Genomic DNA, 18,577 nt, shown 5'->3' with positions numbered 1-18,577 from the left:
ACTAAATAGCGAAATTTTTGCCTTGCCTACAGGATATAGATACCTTGGCGTGAGCAGGGCGCGGAAGCGGTGTTACCGACAAGATTTTCTCGCCTCAAAATAGACCACTTAATTAAGATAATTGGTATAAATATAATTTTGTTTTAGGATAATTATTGGTTGCCCTTAGCTATTATCCTTTGTCGAAGTTTTAAATCGACTTTGTGTCAACACTGTTGGGTATAACTACCACAAGCTCAACTTAATTGGTTTAAAAATGCCGTTATTGAACTTAATTCTCTTTGCTTTTTATTGACGCATGTTTTTGTAGCTAACTCAAGCTGTTGCAAACTCTTTTCTAGCCCATCAATATCGGAACGCATCGGTTCGAAAAACTGCTTAGCTTGATTGAGGTGTGATGTATCACAACGCGAAAATAAATAGAAAGGTAACCTTGGAACCGCAAATGGCGGGAGTTTTGTTTTAAGGCTTGTAAAGTTGTTATAAAACCATTTTTGATAACGCGCTTTTCGCGCTTTACCTTGTTTGTTACCCGCTAAGATATACCCTAAATCAGAGGCCGTGACCTGCTTAGTGAGCGCATACTTAAGCATTTCTTGTTGCAAAGCTGGCTCACCAAAATAACCCATCGCTGACAGCAAGTGCGTACGTTTGCTTGGATTATTCGTTGACTCAAACTGCTGCTGATATGCCTTTAATAGCTCAGCACTGCCATAATAAGCTGCTATTTTTAAAAAGCTTTCTACTAGGTATGGGTCAACCTTATCTGCGTCGCTGAGATAAAGTAGTGCTTGCTTTTTGGCGTGGGTAATAATCTCGCTATGCTTAGTCTCAAAAGCCAGTATTTCTATTAGCTGAGCGCGGATCTCAGAGCTAGCTGGCTGCTCCTCTTTAGTCGCTGTTAGCCCATAATGCTTAAATGCAGGCTCAATATAGGTGGCAAAAAATGCCGCCCAGCGCTTTTGGTCAATATTCTCTTTATACAAATGATATTGACTGAGTAAACTCGTCAATGCGGTTTTAGCGACCTCAGGGTGGTCATCATTAGTATAGTGGCCTAATGTTGTCATGAGGGTGGCAGTATCAATCTTTCCGGCATCTAATAGCGCCTCGACATTATCAAGCACATCCAGTTTTTCACGTGTATTGAGCTTGCTGGTGGCGTGCTGCGTTAAGCCAATGAGGTTTTCTGATGAAAGCTGCCAGCGGTAGTAACCTGTGACATTGGCATTAGGTAATATCCACTCAGGTTCAAATGCCAGCGTGACTTGCTTAGATTGTGCGTCGAGTAGCAGCGATGTGGTGGCCGATTGTTCCCCTTTCCCATAACGTAGAATGATTGGAATGTGCCAAGTTTGAGATGGTACTGTTTGCCCGTGAATAGCAAAACGTTGTTGTGATATTGTCAGTGTTGCGCCATTTTGTTCCACGGTTAGAAGTGGAAAAGAAGCTTGAGAAACAAAAGAGTTTAACACAGCGGCAACCTCTTTATTCGAGACTTTACTCAATGCGCTCCAGAGATCTTTTGCCTCGGCATTTTTATGTGCATACTGGCGGACATAGTTTCGCATGCCTTGCTTAAAAACGTCCTCTCCTAACCATTGTTCGACCATATACAAAATGGCACTGCCTTTACTGTAAGCTAGCCACAAGCCATCCATAATGTCTGCTTCGGTATTGATTGGTTTTTGAATAGGAGAGGTCGTGGCTTGAGCATCAAAGTCCATCGCGTAGTGTTGCAGCAATGCCAAGTTAGATTCCAGTTCAGGATGGAGCTGGTGGGTGATTTTGGATGCAATCCATGTCGCAAATGCTTCGTTGAGCCATAAATCGTTCCACCACTTCATTGTTACTAAATTTCCATACCATTGATGCGCTAACTCGTGAGTAATAATATTGAGGTGATCAATACGAGCACGTTGAGTTGAACGAGCTGGGTCGATAAGTAAAATATCTTCTCGGTATGTTACTAGGCCTGCGTTTTCCATTGCTCCAAAAGGAAACTCAGGTACGGCGACTTGATCCAATTTTTTATAGACATAGGGAATGTCAAAATACTTTTCCAGTGCTGTTAATATTTTTGGCGTATTTTCAATGCTATATGCGGCAAGACTTGACTTGTTTTGCGGTGTAATTAGGTTTCCAGGAACAGACATTCCCGGTACTTTTAGCACTTCAAATGGTCCAACCGCGATCGCTAGTGAATAGGATGGTAGTGGAAGTGTTTTATCAAAGTAATGAGTAACCAGCCCTTTTGATTTTGTTGTTTTTAGCAATGGTGTATTGGTAAAGACTTTTTGATCTTCAGGCGCTGTGATGGTTATTTTAAAGGGGATCTTATATTCAGGTTCATCAAATACAGGAAATGCACGGCGTGCGTCGCTCATTTGAAATTGGCTGAATAGATAGGGAACTCCATTATCAATCGTTTTATATAAACCAACACTTTTCCGATTATAAGGTGCAGTATAATCCATCGTCAGGGTGTAACGACCTTTGGGGAAGCTATGCTCACAGCTGAGCTTAACTTTACCAGTTTTAAGCATTTGACTTTCAAGATTGCAAAATTGTTTACCGTTTAATTTTGCGGTTTCAATGTTGTAATCAAGGCCGTTAACTTCAATGAATGACGTCTCGTTTAAAACCTCAAGTGTAATGACTGTACTGCCCGAAAATACATCTTTTTTGGGATCTAAATTAAAAGCCACAGTTTGCGATAGTGGCTTTGCTACTGGTGCCAAGCGATGGAGTGCTGCGTTATCCTGTGCGAGAGATACGGTACTTATCATTAACAAGACAGCACCGACTGATTGATGTGTATTTAGCATAAAATTCCTTGCCTATTGTGATGTGCTATTTTTACTTAATCGACTCTCAATGTGGCCAGAAAACCAAGAAACTACTTTAAAAACCTAATCAGAACAGATAAACAGCAATGCTCTGGCCATATCGTCATGGCTTTCGCGCATCAAAGTGAGAATATAAATTAAGCAAAAACTACCATTGTTATTGTTAGTTTGTTCAGCGCGTTGAATGGGTTACCAATACCAAACAATCGCGGTACTTAGGGGTTACCTGCGTCCCCTTTACCATAACAATTTATCTGTCAGGAGATAGGCAATTTATCGTTAAGTTTTATGTAACAAAAAGTGTTCTTCAGCGGTCTTTGAGTTTCACCTTGAAAGTTAACTACTGGGCAGTTTAAATAGCAAAAATACAAATGTATTGCGCGTTTTAGTATCTAATGTGCTCAAGGTATACCACGGCTAAATAAGCAAATTTACGTGCAAAATGTAGGTGGCTCGAAAAGTAATAATTATCGATCGCTTGGCTATTTATGCTTTATCACGTGTTCAAGTTTTAAGTATGAGCCAATGAAATTTAACCAGTTCACGAGCGTCCACTTAGGCTTGGGTTTGCTATAGTGCATCGTCTTTCCTTTACTAATTTTACGTATTCAATAACTGTATATTGGTTCAAAATATGGCAGGATACCAACGATGTTTAATTACAATTAATATAAGTTGAACTTATGGATAAGAGGCTCAGATACCTAAATGCGTTACGTTGCTTTGAAAGTGCAGCTAGGTTGCAAAGTTATACACAAGCCGCATCAGAATTGAATATTACACAAGCTGCGGTGAGCCAACAAATGCGCCAACTAGAAACAGCCCTGGAAGTTAAATTATTTGTGAGAAAAGGTCGTAACATGCACCTAACTGAAGCCGCTGAGGTACTGTTGACGTCAACTCAAGGTGCATTTAACCGTCTAATTGATGGCTTAAATCAGATTCAAATGCAAGAGATGGCAGGGAGTTTAACTATTACTTCAACACAGTCATTTTGTTCACTATGGTTAATGCCCAATTTATGCTCCTTCTATGACGCTTATGATGATATTCAAATTCGCGTACTTGGCTCTAATCGCCTGGAAGACATCAGGCTTAATCATATTGATGTGGCGATTCGGTTCTCAACTAAGGCCGATTTAGCATGCCCTACAGGACTTGAACAGATTTATTTGGGGGGAGATAAAAGTTACCCAGTTTGCTCAGCAAATTATAAAGAAAAACTTGATCTTAAAACGCCCGCGGATTTGGCGAGATGCGATTTAATTCATCATGATGACAATAAAGTGAGCTGGAAGGAGTGGTTTGAGGCGCAAGGTTTATGTGCCACAAGTGCTTGTGCAAAAGGGCCGCATACACGTGTTTCATCCAATGATTTAGCGCTGAGTGCAGCATTAAAAGGGCAAGGCGTTGCATTGGTTTCTAAGGAATTATTTTTAGACTTTCAACAAGCAGGGCTTATTGTACAGCTTTTTGATATTCCGCATCCTGTGGTCTGGCAACGTTATGTACTTTATGACCCTCATTCACCTAAACGCAAACGTATTCAAGTATTTATAGACTGGCTAATCGACAGCCTTCCTTAAATAGCGCTAATCGGTATGCGCACTAACAAAGTCATATTATGTCTTTCTTATGGCTAGTTTTTACGTTTTTCGCATAAATTCGCCTTGCTTACTTTGGGAGGCACCCAGCTACCGCTAAGGTACCTACATCGATGTAGGCAAGGCAAAAATTTTGCTATTTAGTTGTTCTAAATAAGAAATTTTTAACGCTGTCAGCGTCAGATTTACGCCTTCAAATTGAGCAAGCATAAAGTCTAATTGGTATAAGTATTGCCATTATCTGGCTGTGTTAATTTTTGGTTTTTATTCTGTATCTTTTTTGTGTTATTTGTATATTGCGTGCAATCGCTATAAAAAGGAGGTACACTGCCAATAGGTTGCTTAACGGACAAATTAAAAGGACATTAATTTGAAATTTATTATTTCGCTATTTCCAGCACTGATCTTAACCAAAGTGGTCTTTTATGTATGGGATTTCGATTATCTCATGATAGGTGAACCCTTGGATGTTGGTAAGTTGCTAATAGATATTAGTGTGTTCGGTTTTTTCTATTTTATTGCGCTTTTAGCATACGATCACTTCTTTGGTGAGAAGCTACAATTGGAGCGCTCATCGGCAAAACAAGTTGTTAATAAAAAGAGAGGCAGTTCAACCTAATATTTACACTTCTCCTGTTTTGGTTTAACGATTTTTGAATGTGCATGTCAATTACTTCTACATGGTCAACTCACTTATAATTGTTGGGTATAATTTACATCCCTCTGCATTTTTTATCTTCTATACTGTAAATAATTCTCTAACTAACTATGGCCAGAGCTAGTTGTTAGTCCGGCAACGCATAATATTACGAGACAACCGATTAGATGCGAACGCTTGATTAGCGCTGGTGTTACCCCCGTTCTCTCTGGCTAGATAAGGAAGTAAGTTTATTGCTGGCATCATTGTTGCTGCTACATCGTATTCATCACGTCTAGGAGAAAAATATGGATTTATTGAGAGTTATTGTCGCAATTTTACTGCCACCTCTGGGGGTTTTCTTACAAGTAGGCCTTGGTGGTGCTTTTTGGTTGAACATCCTGCTTACGTTACTTGGATACATTCCGGGGATTGTGCATGCTGTATGGGTCATTGCTAGAAGGTAACAAGCGTCACGGTCATCTTTGCAGGTCTGCCGCTTAACCTGCAAAGATCTCAATGATGATGGGGACAACTGAAAGTACCAAGAGCATTGCCATTATAAAATTAAACCACCGACGTGCTTTAGCACTCTTCAAAACATGTTGGAGTGTTGAACCGAACACCAGCCAAACTCCCACGCAGGGAAACGACACCAAAAGAAAGACGACACTAATCATGACATGCTGATATGTAAACTCTGTACCCGTCGTTGTATAAGTTGAAACCGCCCCAACTGCAACTATCCACGCTTTAGCGTTCACCCACTGAAATAATGCACCTTTTAGAAATGAAAATGGCATTGTGTGGGTTTCGGCGAGTTTGATACTTGATGACTTGGCAATTTGATATGCGAGGAAAAGCAGATAAACAACGCCTATACACTTGAGTAAATAATGCAGTATGGGATAGCGGGCAAACAGTGTTGCAAACCCAAGACCGACTAGCAGTAGCATGATGGCAAAGCCTGCACATATACCACTAAGTAATGGGATACTGTTTTTGAACCCAAAGTTCATGCCTGACGACATCACCATGATGTTGTTGGGTCCGGGGGTTACTGAAGAAGCAATAGCAAATAAGGTGACTGCAATCAGATAATCCAAGTTTCTTTCCTTAATACTTGTCACTTTACTTTTTTATATCACAACGCAGTAGAAAGCAAATTAAACCTCGAGTTGTTTTTTGTTTTGTTATAATGTAGCATTTATTAGAGTTATAATATCACATATGTATGAGTAGGACTCTTTCATGGTACTAAAAGGTAAACTTTTGGCTGTTGCCATTTCTGCACTTGTTCTTTCTGCTTGCGGCGGTACTGAACACACAATTGTAAAAGCTGAGTCATCAACTCATGATGATAGCAGCCACAATGATGATCACGATGCCGATCACCACACTAGTATTACAGATACACTGGGTCGTATCCTAGTTACTAGCGCTGAGAGTAACGTTGTCAATTTGTATTCAGCAGCAGATAAGTCATTAATTGATGCAATCGGTGCGACTAGCTACCCACAGTATATTTACCCGTCAGAAAATCATCGCTTTGCAATTTTAGTACAGCGCGATGAGGGTAGAGTTGAATTTGTTGATGGTGGCTTATATCAAGAAGCACACGGTGATCATTATCATGCCTATCAACATGTGCCTGCTTTGGTTGATTTTCAGTTAAGTTCGGTAAAGCCTACTCATGTAACCGTTGGCGAGTCAGGTATTGCGGTATTCTCCGATGGTGACGAAGAAACGGCGCAAAATGCAGGCGTTACTATGTTTAGTGAGCATCACATTAGTGGCGAGCAAAGTGAGGCCGCAACACTGCATTATAACACCTATATGCACGGCGCTGCGCAAGCTAGAGGCGAGTATTTGGTCAGCACTATAAGAGCACCAGAGAGTGAAACGTCACTGCCTTCGCAAATCGGTTTGTATCATGCCCATGGCGACCACTTCCATCAAGCGCAAGTATTTGACTTGAACTGCCCTGCTTTACATGGCAGTGCACAAAACGAAGATGTTGTTGCGTTTGCGTGTGCTGACGGTGTTGCACTTATCAGTCAGCAAGGCTCAAGCTTTAACGCTACTAAAGTAACAAACCCCGACTTTTTTGCACAGGGGCAGCGGATCTTCGCCATAAAAGGGCATCATGAAGTAAACCAGTTTATCGCTGCTGCCGGTAATGATCTTGTTCTGCTAGCGCCAGCAACTGGTCATATTGAGAAGTTGGAGTGGCAAGCGAGTGAACAATATCGTATTGCTAGCTATGGTTTTAGTTTTGGTGGAGAGCACTTGGTAGCAATGGACACCGCGGGTAAATTGAGCGTTTTCACAGCCCATGAGCATGACAATGAACAGCACTGGGAAATAAGCGGTGTGACTCAAGTGAGTGATGCTGATCTTACCGCCATGCCGACAGGCCACAAGTTTCAAATGACATTTTCTCAAGCAGAGCAAGCGGTCTACGTGAGTGACCCAATTACTCAGCAAATTAAAAAATATGACTTAGCATCAGCAACATTGCAAGACACTATTGAGCTTGACTATGTACCTGAAAAGCTTGTTTGGTTAGGTATTGCTGAAGAAGCGTCTCACGACCACGAATAACTCCCTCGACGAGTTCTATTAACCCATGTATGTGGGTTGATATAACACACTGTAGATAGTGGTTTTGCCACCTTAGTAACGCTAAGGTGGCATTTTTTTTGGCGTTAAAGAATAGAGGATGAATTCGGTAATCATGTGCCTAGTTAATACCAATCTTAATACTTGCTAATTTGAAGGAGTAAACCTGGCGCAAGCTGAACTACTGGCGCTTGCTAGAGTACCAAGCCCTAATAACAATACATATTAGCGCTTTGCGTTATAAGTATAAATGTTGCGTTCAGCGACAGAGCCATTCATTGTAGTGGTGTAATTTGCGACCAATTCAAAACCGTGGGTGCTAAACAGATGATTTACAGCTAATGCGTCCACGCGACAGCGTGTATGGATCTCTTGCTGAGCTTCACTTAATGCAGCGTGTAATAGCTGCTTACCAATGCCTTTACCACGAGTTTCGGTGTCTACCATAAAATTAGAAATATATAAGCCAGTTTGTAATTTGAAACGTGCTCTATCTTTAAAGTGTGCTATTGGTACAATAGACAAACTACCGATCAATTTTTGTGTTGAGGTATCAAAAATCACATGTACATCGCCTTCCGTGATTTCTTTTATCATCAGTAAACGGATCTCAGCACTATCAATTTCCTCATTACGAGGAGGGGCTGAAAAGGTTGCAATGTACAACTCAGTCAGTTGTTCAACTATCTCATCGGTTGGTGTAGAAACACGTACTATCATGCCCTAATGGCTCCTGTTTTAAGTTTTGTTAGTATAGCTGGTGAGTAAGTGCTCAATATTGCGTTTAAATAGCTCACTTGCGTGTTCGGTTAATACAGTGTTTTTTGCGATGGCATGTCCTAAATACAAGTTGTACAACTCGTAAGCTACACACTGAGGATCCAACTGAGGGTTAAAAATACCAGCACGAATACCGAGCTCTATTTTATGTTTTATGTAACCAAAAAGCCGATTATGCTGCTCGGTAACTTTTTTGTGAATTGGGCTATTGGTATGGCAGTTAAACTCAACCAAGGCTTTTATAAAAGGACAGGCTAAATGTGGCTCGTTAAATAACTCACGTGTCCAATCAGCCCAAATAGAGAACAGTTTTGTTAACTGAGTCAGTGGATCGTCATCTCTTGCTGGCGCTACAACGTGAAGCATAAACTGCGATTCGCAGTAATCTAAAATCGCCAGCTGCATATCTTCTTTACTGTCAAAGTGAGAGATAAGTCCACTGCGAGATAAGCCACAAAGTTTTGCCATAGCGCCGATAGTTACTTCAATCAAGCCATATTGGCTACTAAAGCGCATCCCTTGTTCTAATATGCTTAGCCGTGTTTTCTCGCCTTTATTCATCAGTTACGCGGTTATTCTTTGAGTAATACTTTTGATAACGCCAGTATCGCCTAAAATGCGGCGATGTCCAAGGCCTGAAGTTTGAATTAAACGCTCAGGTGCTGTCGCTATGAGCGCATGCACATGCTCAAATGGCGCGAATTTATCCTGAGTATCGTGAATAAAAGTAGGTTGAAACTGAGCCACACTATCATGAAACTTATCTCGAATATGATGCCAGTGAGTACCATATTTAGCTGTAATAGCGTCTAACACTTGGGCTAGCATTTTTTCAGAAATTCCCGCACGGGTTACACGCTCGAACATTAACTCAAAAAACTGTACCGGTGTTGCAATATTGATGATAACACGATTATGTAAATGGTAATTGGGTAAGTTCATTAATGCTACCGCGCCCATGGAGTGCCCAACTAATGCTACAATTTCATGGCGTTGTGCTTCAAGCTGCTCTATTAAGGTGTCAAGGGCTTCAATAAACGCCAGCAAATGTGCACGTTTACCACAAGATTGACCATGACCTGCATGATCTATGGCAACCACGCAATAGCCTGCTGCGACTAGCTCAGGGATTAAGGTATCGAAACAACTGCTATTATCGGCCCAACCATGGCTGAGAATAACCGTTTTTGAACCAAGCCCAAAGATGTTCACATGCACACGCCCAAGAGAAGTCAAAATATTCATCTCGCCGTTAGGCTTCTTATTTTTAAACCGGTAGTCACGCTTACCATGTGGACTCATTAATAGTACTTGCCCAAGCCTTGCCGTTACTGGTGGCGCAAGCGTACACATCAATCCTGTTATCCCTCTGCTTGCACGAGTTAATACAGACCCATCTTTATCGTTAAAGTAGCTGAATTTCATCCTTACCTCCAAAAAAGAACACTTGTACTATTTTTAAAATAGTACACTTGTACTTTTTTGTAAAGCGCAATTTTTCGCCACTCGTTTTCTTGCTTAGGATGAATTTACTTGTTTCCAGGAAAGTAAATAGATATGTTTATTATGTTAATGAATGGTGTGAAAAGACAGGGATGGTAATGAGTAACTTTCAGCAGGCAAAGTCATTAGCGCATATTGCGCATCCAGATATTCAGCATGGTAATCATCAAAGTGTATTTGCGCACTTGCAGGGTGTAAGCCAGATTAGCGCGGTGCTAGCAACTAAAATAGGCTTTACTGAGCAAGGACAGTTAATCGGTTTACTGCATGATTTTGGTAAATACAGCAGCGCATTCCAGCATTACATGAGCCTTATTATTCAAGAGCAAGCAGGCTATAACCCAGATAATGATGAAGGAAGCACGGAAAGTTCAGCGAGTAAACGTCTCAAAGGTAAAATTGACCACTCCAGTGCGGGTGCGCAGTGGGTCTATCAGGCATTACTGGCGCATTTGGACAAGTTACAGCAACAAGACCAAACGCTAGTGCCTTTCGGCCTTGCGATTGTACAAGCGTTAAGTATCTGTATCGCATCTCACCACAGTGGATTAATTGATTGCTTGTCAAAAAATGAGCATGTATTTGCTAATCGGATCAAAAAACACGACGACTTAACGCACCTGAGTGAATGCGTAGAAAAAGCTGATCCTGAAGTACTTACGCAAGCACAATCTCTTGCCAGCTATAACGGTCTTTTTAAGTGCAGTCAAAATCTTAAAAGTATGTTTCAAAAGTACGAGCTTTCTGTAATTGAGCAGGATTATTATTTTGGCATGTTTACCAAATTGCTATTTAGCTGCTTAATTGATGCCGATCGGATCGACAGTGCGGACTTTGAGCAACCGGATAATCGAGCTGAACGCTTTAAGCCAGCTGATTGGGGGCTGGCATGCGATAAAATAGAAAGTTTCATTGCTAAGTATGTACCAGTTAACCCGATAGACCACATTCGCTCAGAAATATCAAAGAACTGCTTAAATCGCGCCCAAGAAGATGTTGGTATTTATAGCTTAACGGTACCAACTGGTGGCGGAAAAACTTATGCGAGCCTGAGATTCGCACTGCATCATGCCAACAGGCATAACCTTGATCGGATTATCTATATTATTCCATTTACTTCAATTATCGAGCAAAACGCCGTGGCTATTCGTGATGTACTCAAGGGGCTAAATACAGACGATTGGGTGTTAGAGCACCATTCTAATTTGGAACCAGAGCAACAAACGTGGCGCTCAAAGCTGGCCTGTGAAAATTGGGATAAGCCCATCATACTGACCACCATGGTGCAATTTCTTGAAACAGTATTTGCAAGTGGTACACGTGGCTCAAGGCGATTACACCAGCTTAGTAATGCGGTGCTGGTGTTCGATGAAATCCAAACACTTCCTATTCGTTGTGTGCACTTATTCAATAATACCCTTAATTATTTGACGCGTTTTTGCCGCACCACAGCACTGATGTGTACAGCAACTCAACCTTTACTTAATCAATTACCACAACAGATAAAGCATTTAGGCGAGCTGCAATTACCACAAGAAAATGAATTAACTCCAAATATTGCTGAGCTTTATCAGCAATTGGAGAGAGTAAGTATAAAAGACATCACTAAAAAAACAGGGTGGAATGCAGCTGAGATCACCGAACTTATTCAAAAACAGCTAGCGGCAGAGCAAAGCTGTTTAGTGATTGTGAACACCAAAGCGTGGGCTAAAACTCTATTTCAAGCGTTGCAACACCAAGTTAGTGATGAAATAGCAATATTCCATTTAAGTACGGGAATGTGCTCAGCGCATCGTAAAGCGATTTTAGATGAGATCAGAATGCGGTTATCAGAAGGGGTGATGACACTTTGTGTCAGTACACAACTTATTGAAGCGGGTGTTGATGTCGATTTTGGCTGTGTGATCCGCTTTGTGGCTGGCCTTGATTCAATTGCTCAAGCGGCTGGGCGTTGTAACCGTAATGGTAAGCAGCAAAAAGGTAACGTGTTTGTGCTTAATCCAAACGACGAGAATATTGGCATGTTACACGATATTAGGACTGGAATTGCAGCCACAAACCGCATATTTACAGAGTTTGATGAAGTCGATTTACTAAAACCAGAGGCGATGGAGCGGTACTTCCAATACTACTTCTACGAGCGTCTTAAGGAGATGACATATCCACTCAAGGACGGCCAAAGCTTACTGAATTTGTTAAGTAGCAATCTAAATAATATCAACCCAACACAGTTTACTTTAAAGCAGTCATTTATGACTGCTGCCAAACAATTCAAAGCGATAGATGCGCCGATCCACTCAGTGATCGTGCCATTTAATGATGAAGCGCAAAGCATCATCACACAGCTATGTGCTATCAATAAGGCTTTTGATGCTGTGGCCTTTCACAATTTATTAAAAGCCGCGCAAAAGTACAGTGTGAACATTTTTCCTAACGTATGGCAAAAGCTCAATGAGCAACAGGCTGTATACCCAATCGCGCAAGACGAAGCTGTGTTTTATTTAAGTGAAGCATTTTACAGTCAAGATTTTGGCTTGAGCCTAGAGGTAGCAAATGCTCAGCAAGATTTAATTTTTTAAAAATAATTGTGTTTTTAACAAGGAGAGCTAAGTGAAAAACAGTATTAGCTTTAGATTATGGGGAAGGTACGCATTGTTTACCGATCCTATAACAAAAGTAGGAGGTGAAAAATGCACATACCACCTTCCAACTTACGAGGCAATAAAAGGGGTACTAAAGTCAATTTACTGGAAGCCGACGCTCGTTTGGCATGTTGACCGAGTTAGGGTGATAAAACCACTACGCACTCAAACCAAGGGTACCAAACCATTAAACTGGAGCGGGGGAAATACCTTAGCTTATTACACCTTTTTGCATGAGGTTGAATACCAAGTAGAAGCCCATTTTGAGTGGAATGAGCACCGGCCTGAACTGGCACGAGATAGGGTTGATGGAAAGCACTTTGCCATAGCAAATCGCATGCTTGAAAAAGGTGGCCGACAAGACATTTTTTTAGGCACTCGTGATTGCCAAGGATACGTTGAACCTTGCGTGTTTGGCGAAGGAGAAGGCGCGTACGACAACATTGACGAGCTAGGTTTTGGCTTAATGTTTCATAGTTTTGGGTATCCTGATGAAACTGGCAACAACGAATTGACCAGCCGATTTTGGCATGGCGTAATGAAAAACGGAGTGATTGATTATCCTCATGTAAGCGCATGTCCGGTTACGCGCTATGTGAGAAAAATGAATGCCAAAAGTTTTGAGCTTGAACATAATATTCAGAGCGCTGAACAAACGGAGCGCTGCCTATGACTTGGTTAACAACGCTCTATAAAACTTATGATGAGCTTGAAAAACGCAACGATACATTGCCGTTTGAACAGCAAGTCATGCCGATTTGTCATACTCTTCAAAACGCACACATTCATATTGTCATCAACAATCGAGGTGAGTTTCTTCGTGCTGAGGTGCTTGAAAAAGCGCAAATTGTATTACCTGCAACCGAGCAGTCTGCGGGGCGTAGCAGCGGTTTATGTGCACACGCTTTGGCGGATAAAATTCAATACGTTGCGAAAGACTACGCTGATTTTGGTGGGGTTAAAAAGCCAGGGTTTGAACTATATCAAGCGCAATTAAAAGCGTGGTGTGATTCAGAGTATAGCCACCCCGCTGTAACTGCTGTGCTCCAATACATCACCAAAGGTACTGTGGTAGCAGATCTCATCGCTGAAAAAGTGCTGCATCAGCAAGATAGAAAGTTACTGACAAAGTGGCAAGGTGCTGGAGAAGCGCCCACATTACTCAAAACACTACCAAAAGAAAAAGGACTATTTGATCAAGGCTCAGCACTTGTATGCTGGAGCGTAGAAACTCCCGACGAACCGCAAGCGAAAACTTGGCTTGACCCCAGCATTCAGCATAGCTGGATTGCTTTTGACAGCCAAAATGGTGATAACTCAGCGTTGTGCTATGCCACCGGAGAAAACAAACTGGTTGCTAGCAACCATCCTGCAAAAATACGCCACAGTGGTGATAAAGCCAAATTAATCTCCGCAAACGACAAAAGCGGTTATACCTTTAGAGGTCGCTTCTTATCTAATGAAGAAGCGTGCAGCATTAGCTTTGAAGTGACACAAAAAGCCCATAATGCACTGCGTTGTTTGTTAACGAAGCAAAGTGTATTTAGAAATGGTGATCAAGTTTATCTGGCATGGGCGGTGTCAGGCAAAACGGTGCCAAAAGCTACCGAGCCAGACTTTGTTGACTTCGCAAACTTACTAGAAACAAGCAACATTGTTGATCATACACAGGATTTAGGGCGGGAATATGCCAGTCAGTTAAGGCGTTATTTTAATGGCATAAAAGTAAAAAGCCAATTAGACGACAATGAGCAAATTGCTCTGCTGGGGTTAGACTCTGCCACACCGGGGCGGATGGGTATTTTGTATTATCGTGAAACCATAGCAAAAGAGTTTTTAGCTCGGTTAGAGCAATGGCAACGAGATCTGGGTTGGCAGCAAAGAGTCAAAATCAACGAGCATTGGCGATGGGTGTATAGCGCACCGAGTTTATTCAGGGTACTTGATGGCGTTTATGGAGACGTGCTTAAGTCAACCGACACACTAAAGAAAAACCTGATCACACGCTTATACCCCTGCATTGTTGAGGGTAAATCTATTCCGCAAGACATCATGCAAAGTGCTTTTCACCGCGCCATTAATCGAGCTGCATATAAATCGGATCAAACATGGCTTTGGTTACAAAACGTGGGGATAGCTTGCTCACTGATCAAAGGGTTTTATATCAGAACCACCAATTCAATTCTTCAAAAGGAATACCCAATGGCATTACAACAAGATAATACCAGCCGCGACTACTTGTTTGGTCGCTTACTGGCGGTGGCAAATAAGATTGAAAAAATTGCGCTTTCAAGTAGTGAGACAAACCGTTTAACAACAGCTGAGCGTTTTATGACGCAATTTGTCAACAAACCTTCTGATACTTGGCTGAATATCAGCAATGCGTTAGTGCCTTACCAACAAAGGCTATTTAATAATTACCAAGGATATGACAAAGCAACTAAAACAGTAATTAGTCAAATAACGGACATGTTTGACCCCGCTGACTTTACGTCAAACCAAAAGCTAAGCCCAGAGTTTTTACTTGGCTTTCACAATCAAATGATGTGGTTAGAGAGCCACAAGGTTGAGCAAGGTCTGTGGGTTAAAAAAGTAACTGATACGCAAACAACAGCGCCACTAGAAGAAACCGTTTAAGAAAAGGAATATCACAATGAGCTTACAAAATAAAATCGACTTTGCATTAATTTTTAACGTGTTAAACGCTAACCCAAATGGCGATCCACTCAACGGCAATCGTCCTCGAACAGATTATGATGGTTTTGGCGAAATTACCGATGTTTGCTTAAAGCGCAAAATACGAGACCGTTTGCAAGAAGTGGGAGAGAGTATTTTTGTACAATCTGATGAAAAGAAAACTGACGGTATGACTAGTTTACGCAACCGTGCTGAGTCTGATGAATTTGGGTTAGGTAAAGAGACGTTTAACAGCAAAAAAACAGCGCCTGATGAAGCCGCTAAAAAGTGCTGTGAAAAATGGTTAGATGTGCGCGCATTTGGCCAAGTGTTTGCGTTTAAGGGGACAGGTACGGATGGCGTATCTATTCCGATCCGCGGCCCCGTCACTATTCAAAGTGCCTTTAGTATTGAACCTGTGAGCATTACGAGTACCCAAATTACCAAAAGTGTCAGCGGTGAAGGGGATGGCAGTAAAAAGTCCTCAGATACGATGGGGATGAAACATCGAGTTGACAAAGCCACGTATGTTGCCTTTGGCGCGATGACTCCGCAACTGGCTGAAAAAACCGGCTTTAGTGATGCAGATGCAGAAAAGATAAAAGCAGTATTAGTGAAATTATTTGAAGGAGACGCATCATCAGCTCGGCCTGAGGGGTCAATGGGGATTTCACACCTTGTGTGGTGGCAGCACGGCTCAAAGTCGGGGCAATATTCTTCAGCCAAAGTACATCAAAGCCTAAGAGATCATATCGAGAAAGGTTTACCACTTGAAACCGCAGCATTAAATGATTCATTGATCAGTGCATTGCAAGGGCTTGAACCTGAAGTCATAGAGGGTTTCTAGTGACTGACGCACGCCTTATCAACATTTCCGCTCTACAACACTTTGCTTTTTGTCAGCGCCAATGTGCGTTGATCCACCTTGAGCAAGTGTGGCAAGAAAATTATTTAACCGCGCATGGTAGGCAGCTACATGAGCGAGTAGATAATGGCGAGCCAGAAACGCGAAAAGGCGTGCGGTTTGAACGTGGCGTAGTGGTGACTGCGCCCATTTTAGGCTTAACAGGAAAACTCGATTTGCTTGAACACCATAAGACAAGTAACCAGTTTATTCCTGTTGAATACAAGCGCGGTAAGCCAAAAACTAACGACGTAGATAAAGTGCAGCTTTGTGCTCAGGCGTTATGTATTGAGGAAATGTTAAGTGTTGAGGTACAGCAAGGTGCGCTGTGGTATTGGCAAACTCGTAAACGCATTGAAATTGAATTCGACACAAGCTTGCGAAGGCAAACTAAAGATTTAATAGCACAAGTACAACAATTATTTATAAACGGCAGCACACCCGCACCGACAACAGGCAAACATTGTAAAGCTTGTTCACTCATTGATATTTGCCAACCAAACTTAACCGAACATGATGCTTCAATCCGTTATATCGAGTCGTTATTTAACATGGAGGCTGAATGAAAAAGCTACAAAATTCGCTCTATATCACCAAAGACGGCGTGTATTTACACAAACAACGAGAAACCTTGTTGATTGAGCAAAAAATAGCAGGCGAGAAGCAAAAGTTGATGCAGCTGCCAATCCACTCCATAGGCAGTATATTTTGCTTTGGTAACATTATGGTTTCGCCGCAGCTATTGGGTTTTTGTGGCGAAAACGGTACACACTTGGCTTTTTTTGATATGCACGGCCGCTTTTTAGCTAATGTGGTCGGTAAGCAAACGGGTAATGTATTGCTGCGCAGGCAGCAGTTTAATGTTGATGAATTAACCGCAAACGAACTGGCAAAACATATTGTTGCTGCAAAAATTCGTTCATCACGTATGTTGCTGTTGCGTTTTAGGCGTAATCACACAGCCATACCACAAATCGAAAAAGCCATAGAACGCTTAAAACAAATCATTGAGCAACTAAAAGGTGCAACTGCCTACGAAACCATTTTAGGGCTAGAAGGTGAAGCCGCATCGCATTACTTCGCTGCATTTGCTGATATGTTCAAAGGCAATGCTGAAAAGCAGCTATTTGATAAACGCACACGCAGGCCACCTAAAGATCCAGTCAATGCCGTTATTTCTTTACTCTATTCAGTCCTTGGGCAAGAGATAAACGGTGCATTGCAAGGCGTCGGGCTTGATCCTCAAGTAGGTTTTTTACATAAAGAAAGACCCGGCAGAAACAGTTTAGCCCTCGATATTTTAGAAGAGTTTAGAGCCTATATCGTCGATAGTATTGCGTTAAAGCTGTTTAACAACCAAACCCTCACTTTGAGAGATTTTGAAACTGATTGTTTAGGTGGCGTGACCATTAAAGATGATGCTCGAAAGCAAGTGTTCCAAGCATATCAAGCTAAGAAACAAGAAGAAGTACTCCACCCTTTTTTACAAGAGAAAGTGCAAATTGGTTTGTTGCCTCATGTGCAGGCAATGTTATTAGCACGCCACTTACGTGGTGATTTAGCAAGTTATCCGCCATTTGTGATTAAAAAATAAGGATTATGAACCATGATGGTATTGGTCACTTACGATGTCTCGTTTACTAGTGAAGATGGGCAAAAGCGCCTTAGGCAATTAGCAAAAGTATGTTTAGATTATGGCGTTCGCGTACAATACTCTGTATTTGAGTGTGAAATAGATGCAACGCAATGGCTAACATTTAAAAATAAACTGCTCTCTATTTATGACCCCGAAGTCGACAGTTTACGTTTTTATAAGCTTGGCAAAAATTGGCATAACAAAGTTGAGCATCATGGTGCTAAAGTTGCGTTAGATATTTTTCGTGACCCATTAATTTTGTAATCGCTAGGGCTTGGTTCTCATGAAATCCCTGTGGATCTAGCGATTTTATAAGCTCTTTAAAAATATAAGAAAAATTTTATTCTTGGTGATTAGCTCTAAGGATATTGATACATTTGCTCATGGCTAGCGGAAACCTCTACACCATGATAGTGTATTTGTGCCTTTGAGAGAAGGCGGTCGCGCCTCCCGCAGGCGCGTGGATTGAAACAGGCGTAGCCGACTGGGGAAGTAACATTCCCCTGTCGCGCCTCCCGCAGGCGCGTGGATTGAAACCCAACCATCCAATAACAAGCCTCGTATGACGTCAGTCGCGCCTCCCGCAGGCGCGTGGATTGAAACATTGCGACACTCCTCGATGAACTCTTTAATGGTGGTCGCGCCTCCCGCAGGCGCGTGGATTGAAACCGAGCCGTTTAAAAACACCACATTGGCCAGCTGGTGTCGCGCCTCCCGCAGGCGC

16 protein-coding genes and 1 CRISPR repeat array are annotated in these 18,577 nt (G+C 41.9%); of the genes, 11 read left to right on the top strand and 5 right to left on the bottom strand.

Going from position 1 to position 18,577, the window contains the following annotated elements; all coding sequences use genetic code 11:
* Positions 1-236 precede the first annotated feature (236 nt).
* Complete coding sequence (locus D9603_RS15330; RefSeq protein WP_128731974.1) at positions 237-2,828, bottom strand: M1 family metallopeptidase; 2,592 nt, start codon at positions 2,826-2,828, stop codon at positions 237-239.
* A 704-nt stretch (positions 2,829-3,532) separates the two neighbouring features.
* Here D9603_RS15330 and D9603_RS15325 point away from each other — a divergent pair.
* The 3 genes from D9603_RS15325 to D9603_RS15315 all read left to right on the top strand — a co-directional run bounded on the left by D9603_RS15325 (position 3,533) and on the right by D9603_RS15315 (position 5,557).
* Positions 3,533-4,435 carry a LysR substrate-binding domain-containing protein gene (locus tag D9603_RS15325; RefSeq protein ID WP_128731973.1) on the top strand — a complete coding sequence of 301 codons (903 nt, stop codon included), beginning with the start codon at positions 3,533-3,535 and terminating at the stop codon, positions 4,433-4,435.
* Between the two features lie 388 nt (positions 4,436-4,823).
* A complete protein-coding gene (locus D9603_RS15320) occupies positions 4,824-5,072 on the top strand; it encodes a hypothetical protein (protein ID WP_125251814.1) in 249 nt (82 codons plus the stop codon).
* A gap of 326 nt (positions 5,073-5,398) precedes the next feature.
* Positions 5,399-5,557, top strand: a complete 159-nt coding sequence (locus D9603_RS15315; RefSeq protein WP_128731972.1) for a YqaE/Pmp3 family membrane protein — start codon at positions 5,399-5,401, stop codon at positions 5,555-5,557.
* A 33-nt stretch (positions 5,558-5,590) separates the two neighbouring features.
* Here D9603_RS15315 and D9603_RS15310 read toward each other — a convergent pair whose 3' ends face one another.
* Positions 5,591-6,196 carry a LysE family translocator gene (locus tag D9603_RS15310; RefSeq protein WP_128731971.1) on the bottom strand — a complete coding sequence of 202 codons (606 nt, stop codon included), beginning with the start codon at positions 6,194-6,196 and terminating at the stop codon, positions 5,591-5,593.
* Positions 6,197-6,341: 145 nt separating this feature from the next.
* Between D9603_RS15310 and D9603_RS15305 the strand changes: the two genes are divergently transcribed.
* The gene (locus tag D9603_RS15305) at positions 6,342-7,694 is read left to right on the top strand and encodes a hypothetical protein (RefSeq protein WP_128731970.1); all 1,353 of its coding nucleotides are present in this window, start codon (positions 6,342-6,344) and stop codon (positions 7,692-7,694) included.
* Between the two features lie 243 nt (positions 7,695-7,937).
* On the opposite strand, the gene D9603_RS15300 is transcribed toward D9603_RS15305, so the two are convergent.
* From D9603_RS15300 to D9603_RS15290, 3 genes are read right to left on the bottom strand one after another with little or no spacing between them, the layout of a single operon-like run.
* The gene (locus tag D9603_RS15300; RefSeq protein WP_128731969.1) at positions 7,938-8,432 is read right to left on the bottom strand and encodes a GNAT family N-acetyltransferase; all 495 of its coding nucleotides are present in this window, start codon (positions 8,430-8,432) and stop codon (positions 7,938-7,940) included.
* 18 nt (positions 8,433-8,450) lie between these two features.
* Positions 8,451-9,053, bottom strand: coding sequence for a TetR/AcrR family transcriptional regulator (locus tag D9603_RS15295; RefSeq protein WP_128731968.1), 603 nt, complete (start codon positions 9,051-9,053; stop codon positions 8,451-8,453).
* A gap of 3 nt (positions 9,054-9,056) precedes the next feature.
* Complete coding sequence (locus tag D9603_RS15290) at positions 9,057-9,917, bottom strand: alpha/beta hydrolase (RefSeq protein WP_128731967.1); 861 nt, start codon at positions 9,915-9,917, stop codon at positions 9,057-9,059.
* A gap of 176 nt (positions 9,918-10,093) precedes the next feature.
* Here D9603_RS15290 and cas3 point away from each other — a divergent pair, with 176 nt between their 5' ends.
* The 7 genes from cas3 to cas2 are packed head-to-tail and all read left to right on the top strand — an operon-like array spanning position 10,094 to position 18,117.
* Positions 10,094-12,574 (top strand): CRISPR-associated helicase Cas3', encoded by a 2,481-nt coding sequence (gene cas3 / locus D9603_RS15285; protein ID WP_128731966.1) that lies wholly within the window; start codon positions 10,094-10,096, stop codon positions 12,572-12,574.
* Positions 12,575-12,605: 31 nt separating this feature from the next.
* Positions 12,606-13,310 (top strand): type I-C CRISPR-associated protein Cas5c, encoded by a 705-nt coding sequence (gene cas5c / locus D9603_RS15280; protein WP_128731965.1) that lies wholly within the window; start codon positions 12,606-12,608, stop codon positions 13,308-13,310.
* Positions 13,307-15,274 carry a type I-C CRISPR-associated protein Cas8c/Csd1 gene (gene cas8c, locus D9603_RS15275; protein ID WP_128731964.1) on the top strand — a complete coding sequence of 656 codons (1,968 nt, stop codon included), beginning with the start codon at positions 13,307-13,309 and terminating at the stop codon, positions 15,272-15,274. Before cas5c ends, cas8c begins: the two co-directional genes overlap by 4 nt.
* A 16-nt stretch (positions 15,275-15,290) precedes the next feature.
* Positions 15,291-16,160, top strand: coding sequence for a type I-C CRISPR-associated protein Cas7/Csd2 (gene cas7c, locus D9603_RS15270; protein WP_125251805.1), 870 nt, complete (start codon positions 15,291-15,293; stop codon positions 16,158-16,160).
* Positions 16,160-16,783 (top strand): CRISPR-associated protein Cas4, encoded by a 624-nt coding sequence (gene cas4 / locus D9603_RS15265; protein ID WP_128731963.1) that lies wholly within the window; start codon positions 16,160-16,162, stop codon positions 16,781-16,783. The genes cas7c and cas4 overlap by 1 nt, the downstream gene beginning before the upstream one ends.
* Entirely contained in the window at positions 16,780-17,811 is a 1,032-nt protein-coding gene (gene cas1c, locus D9603_RS15260) for a type I-C CRISPR-associated endonuclease Cas1c (protein WP_128731962.1), read from the top strand. The genes cas4 and cas1c overlap by 4 nt, the downstream gene beginning before the upstream one ends.
* A 12-nt stretch (positions 17,812-17,823) precedes the next feature.
* The gene (cas2, locus tag D9603_RS15255) at positions 17,824-18,117 is read left to right on the top strand and encodes a CRISPR-associated endonuclease Cas2 (protein ID WP_128731961.1); all 294 of its coding nucleotides are present in this window, start codon (positions 17,824-17,826) and stop codon (positions 18,115-18,117) included.
* Positions 18,118-18,293: 176 nt separating this feature from the next.
* Positions 18,294-18,577: a CRISPR direct-repeat array (repeat unit 20 nt; unit sequence GTCGCGCCTCCCGCAGGCGC).

This window comes from Pseudoalteromonas sp. PS5, assembly GCF_004103255.1.
GTDB lineage: Bacteria > Pseudomonadota > Gammaproteobacteria > Enterobacterales > Alteromonadaceae > Pseudoalteromonas > Pseudoalteromonas peptidolytica.
Note: the sequence above shows the minus strand (reverse complement) of the source record. Positions and strands in the feature narration are given on the sequence as shown.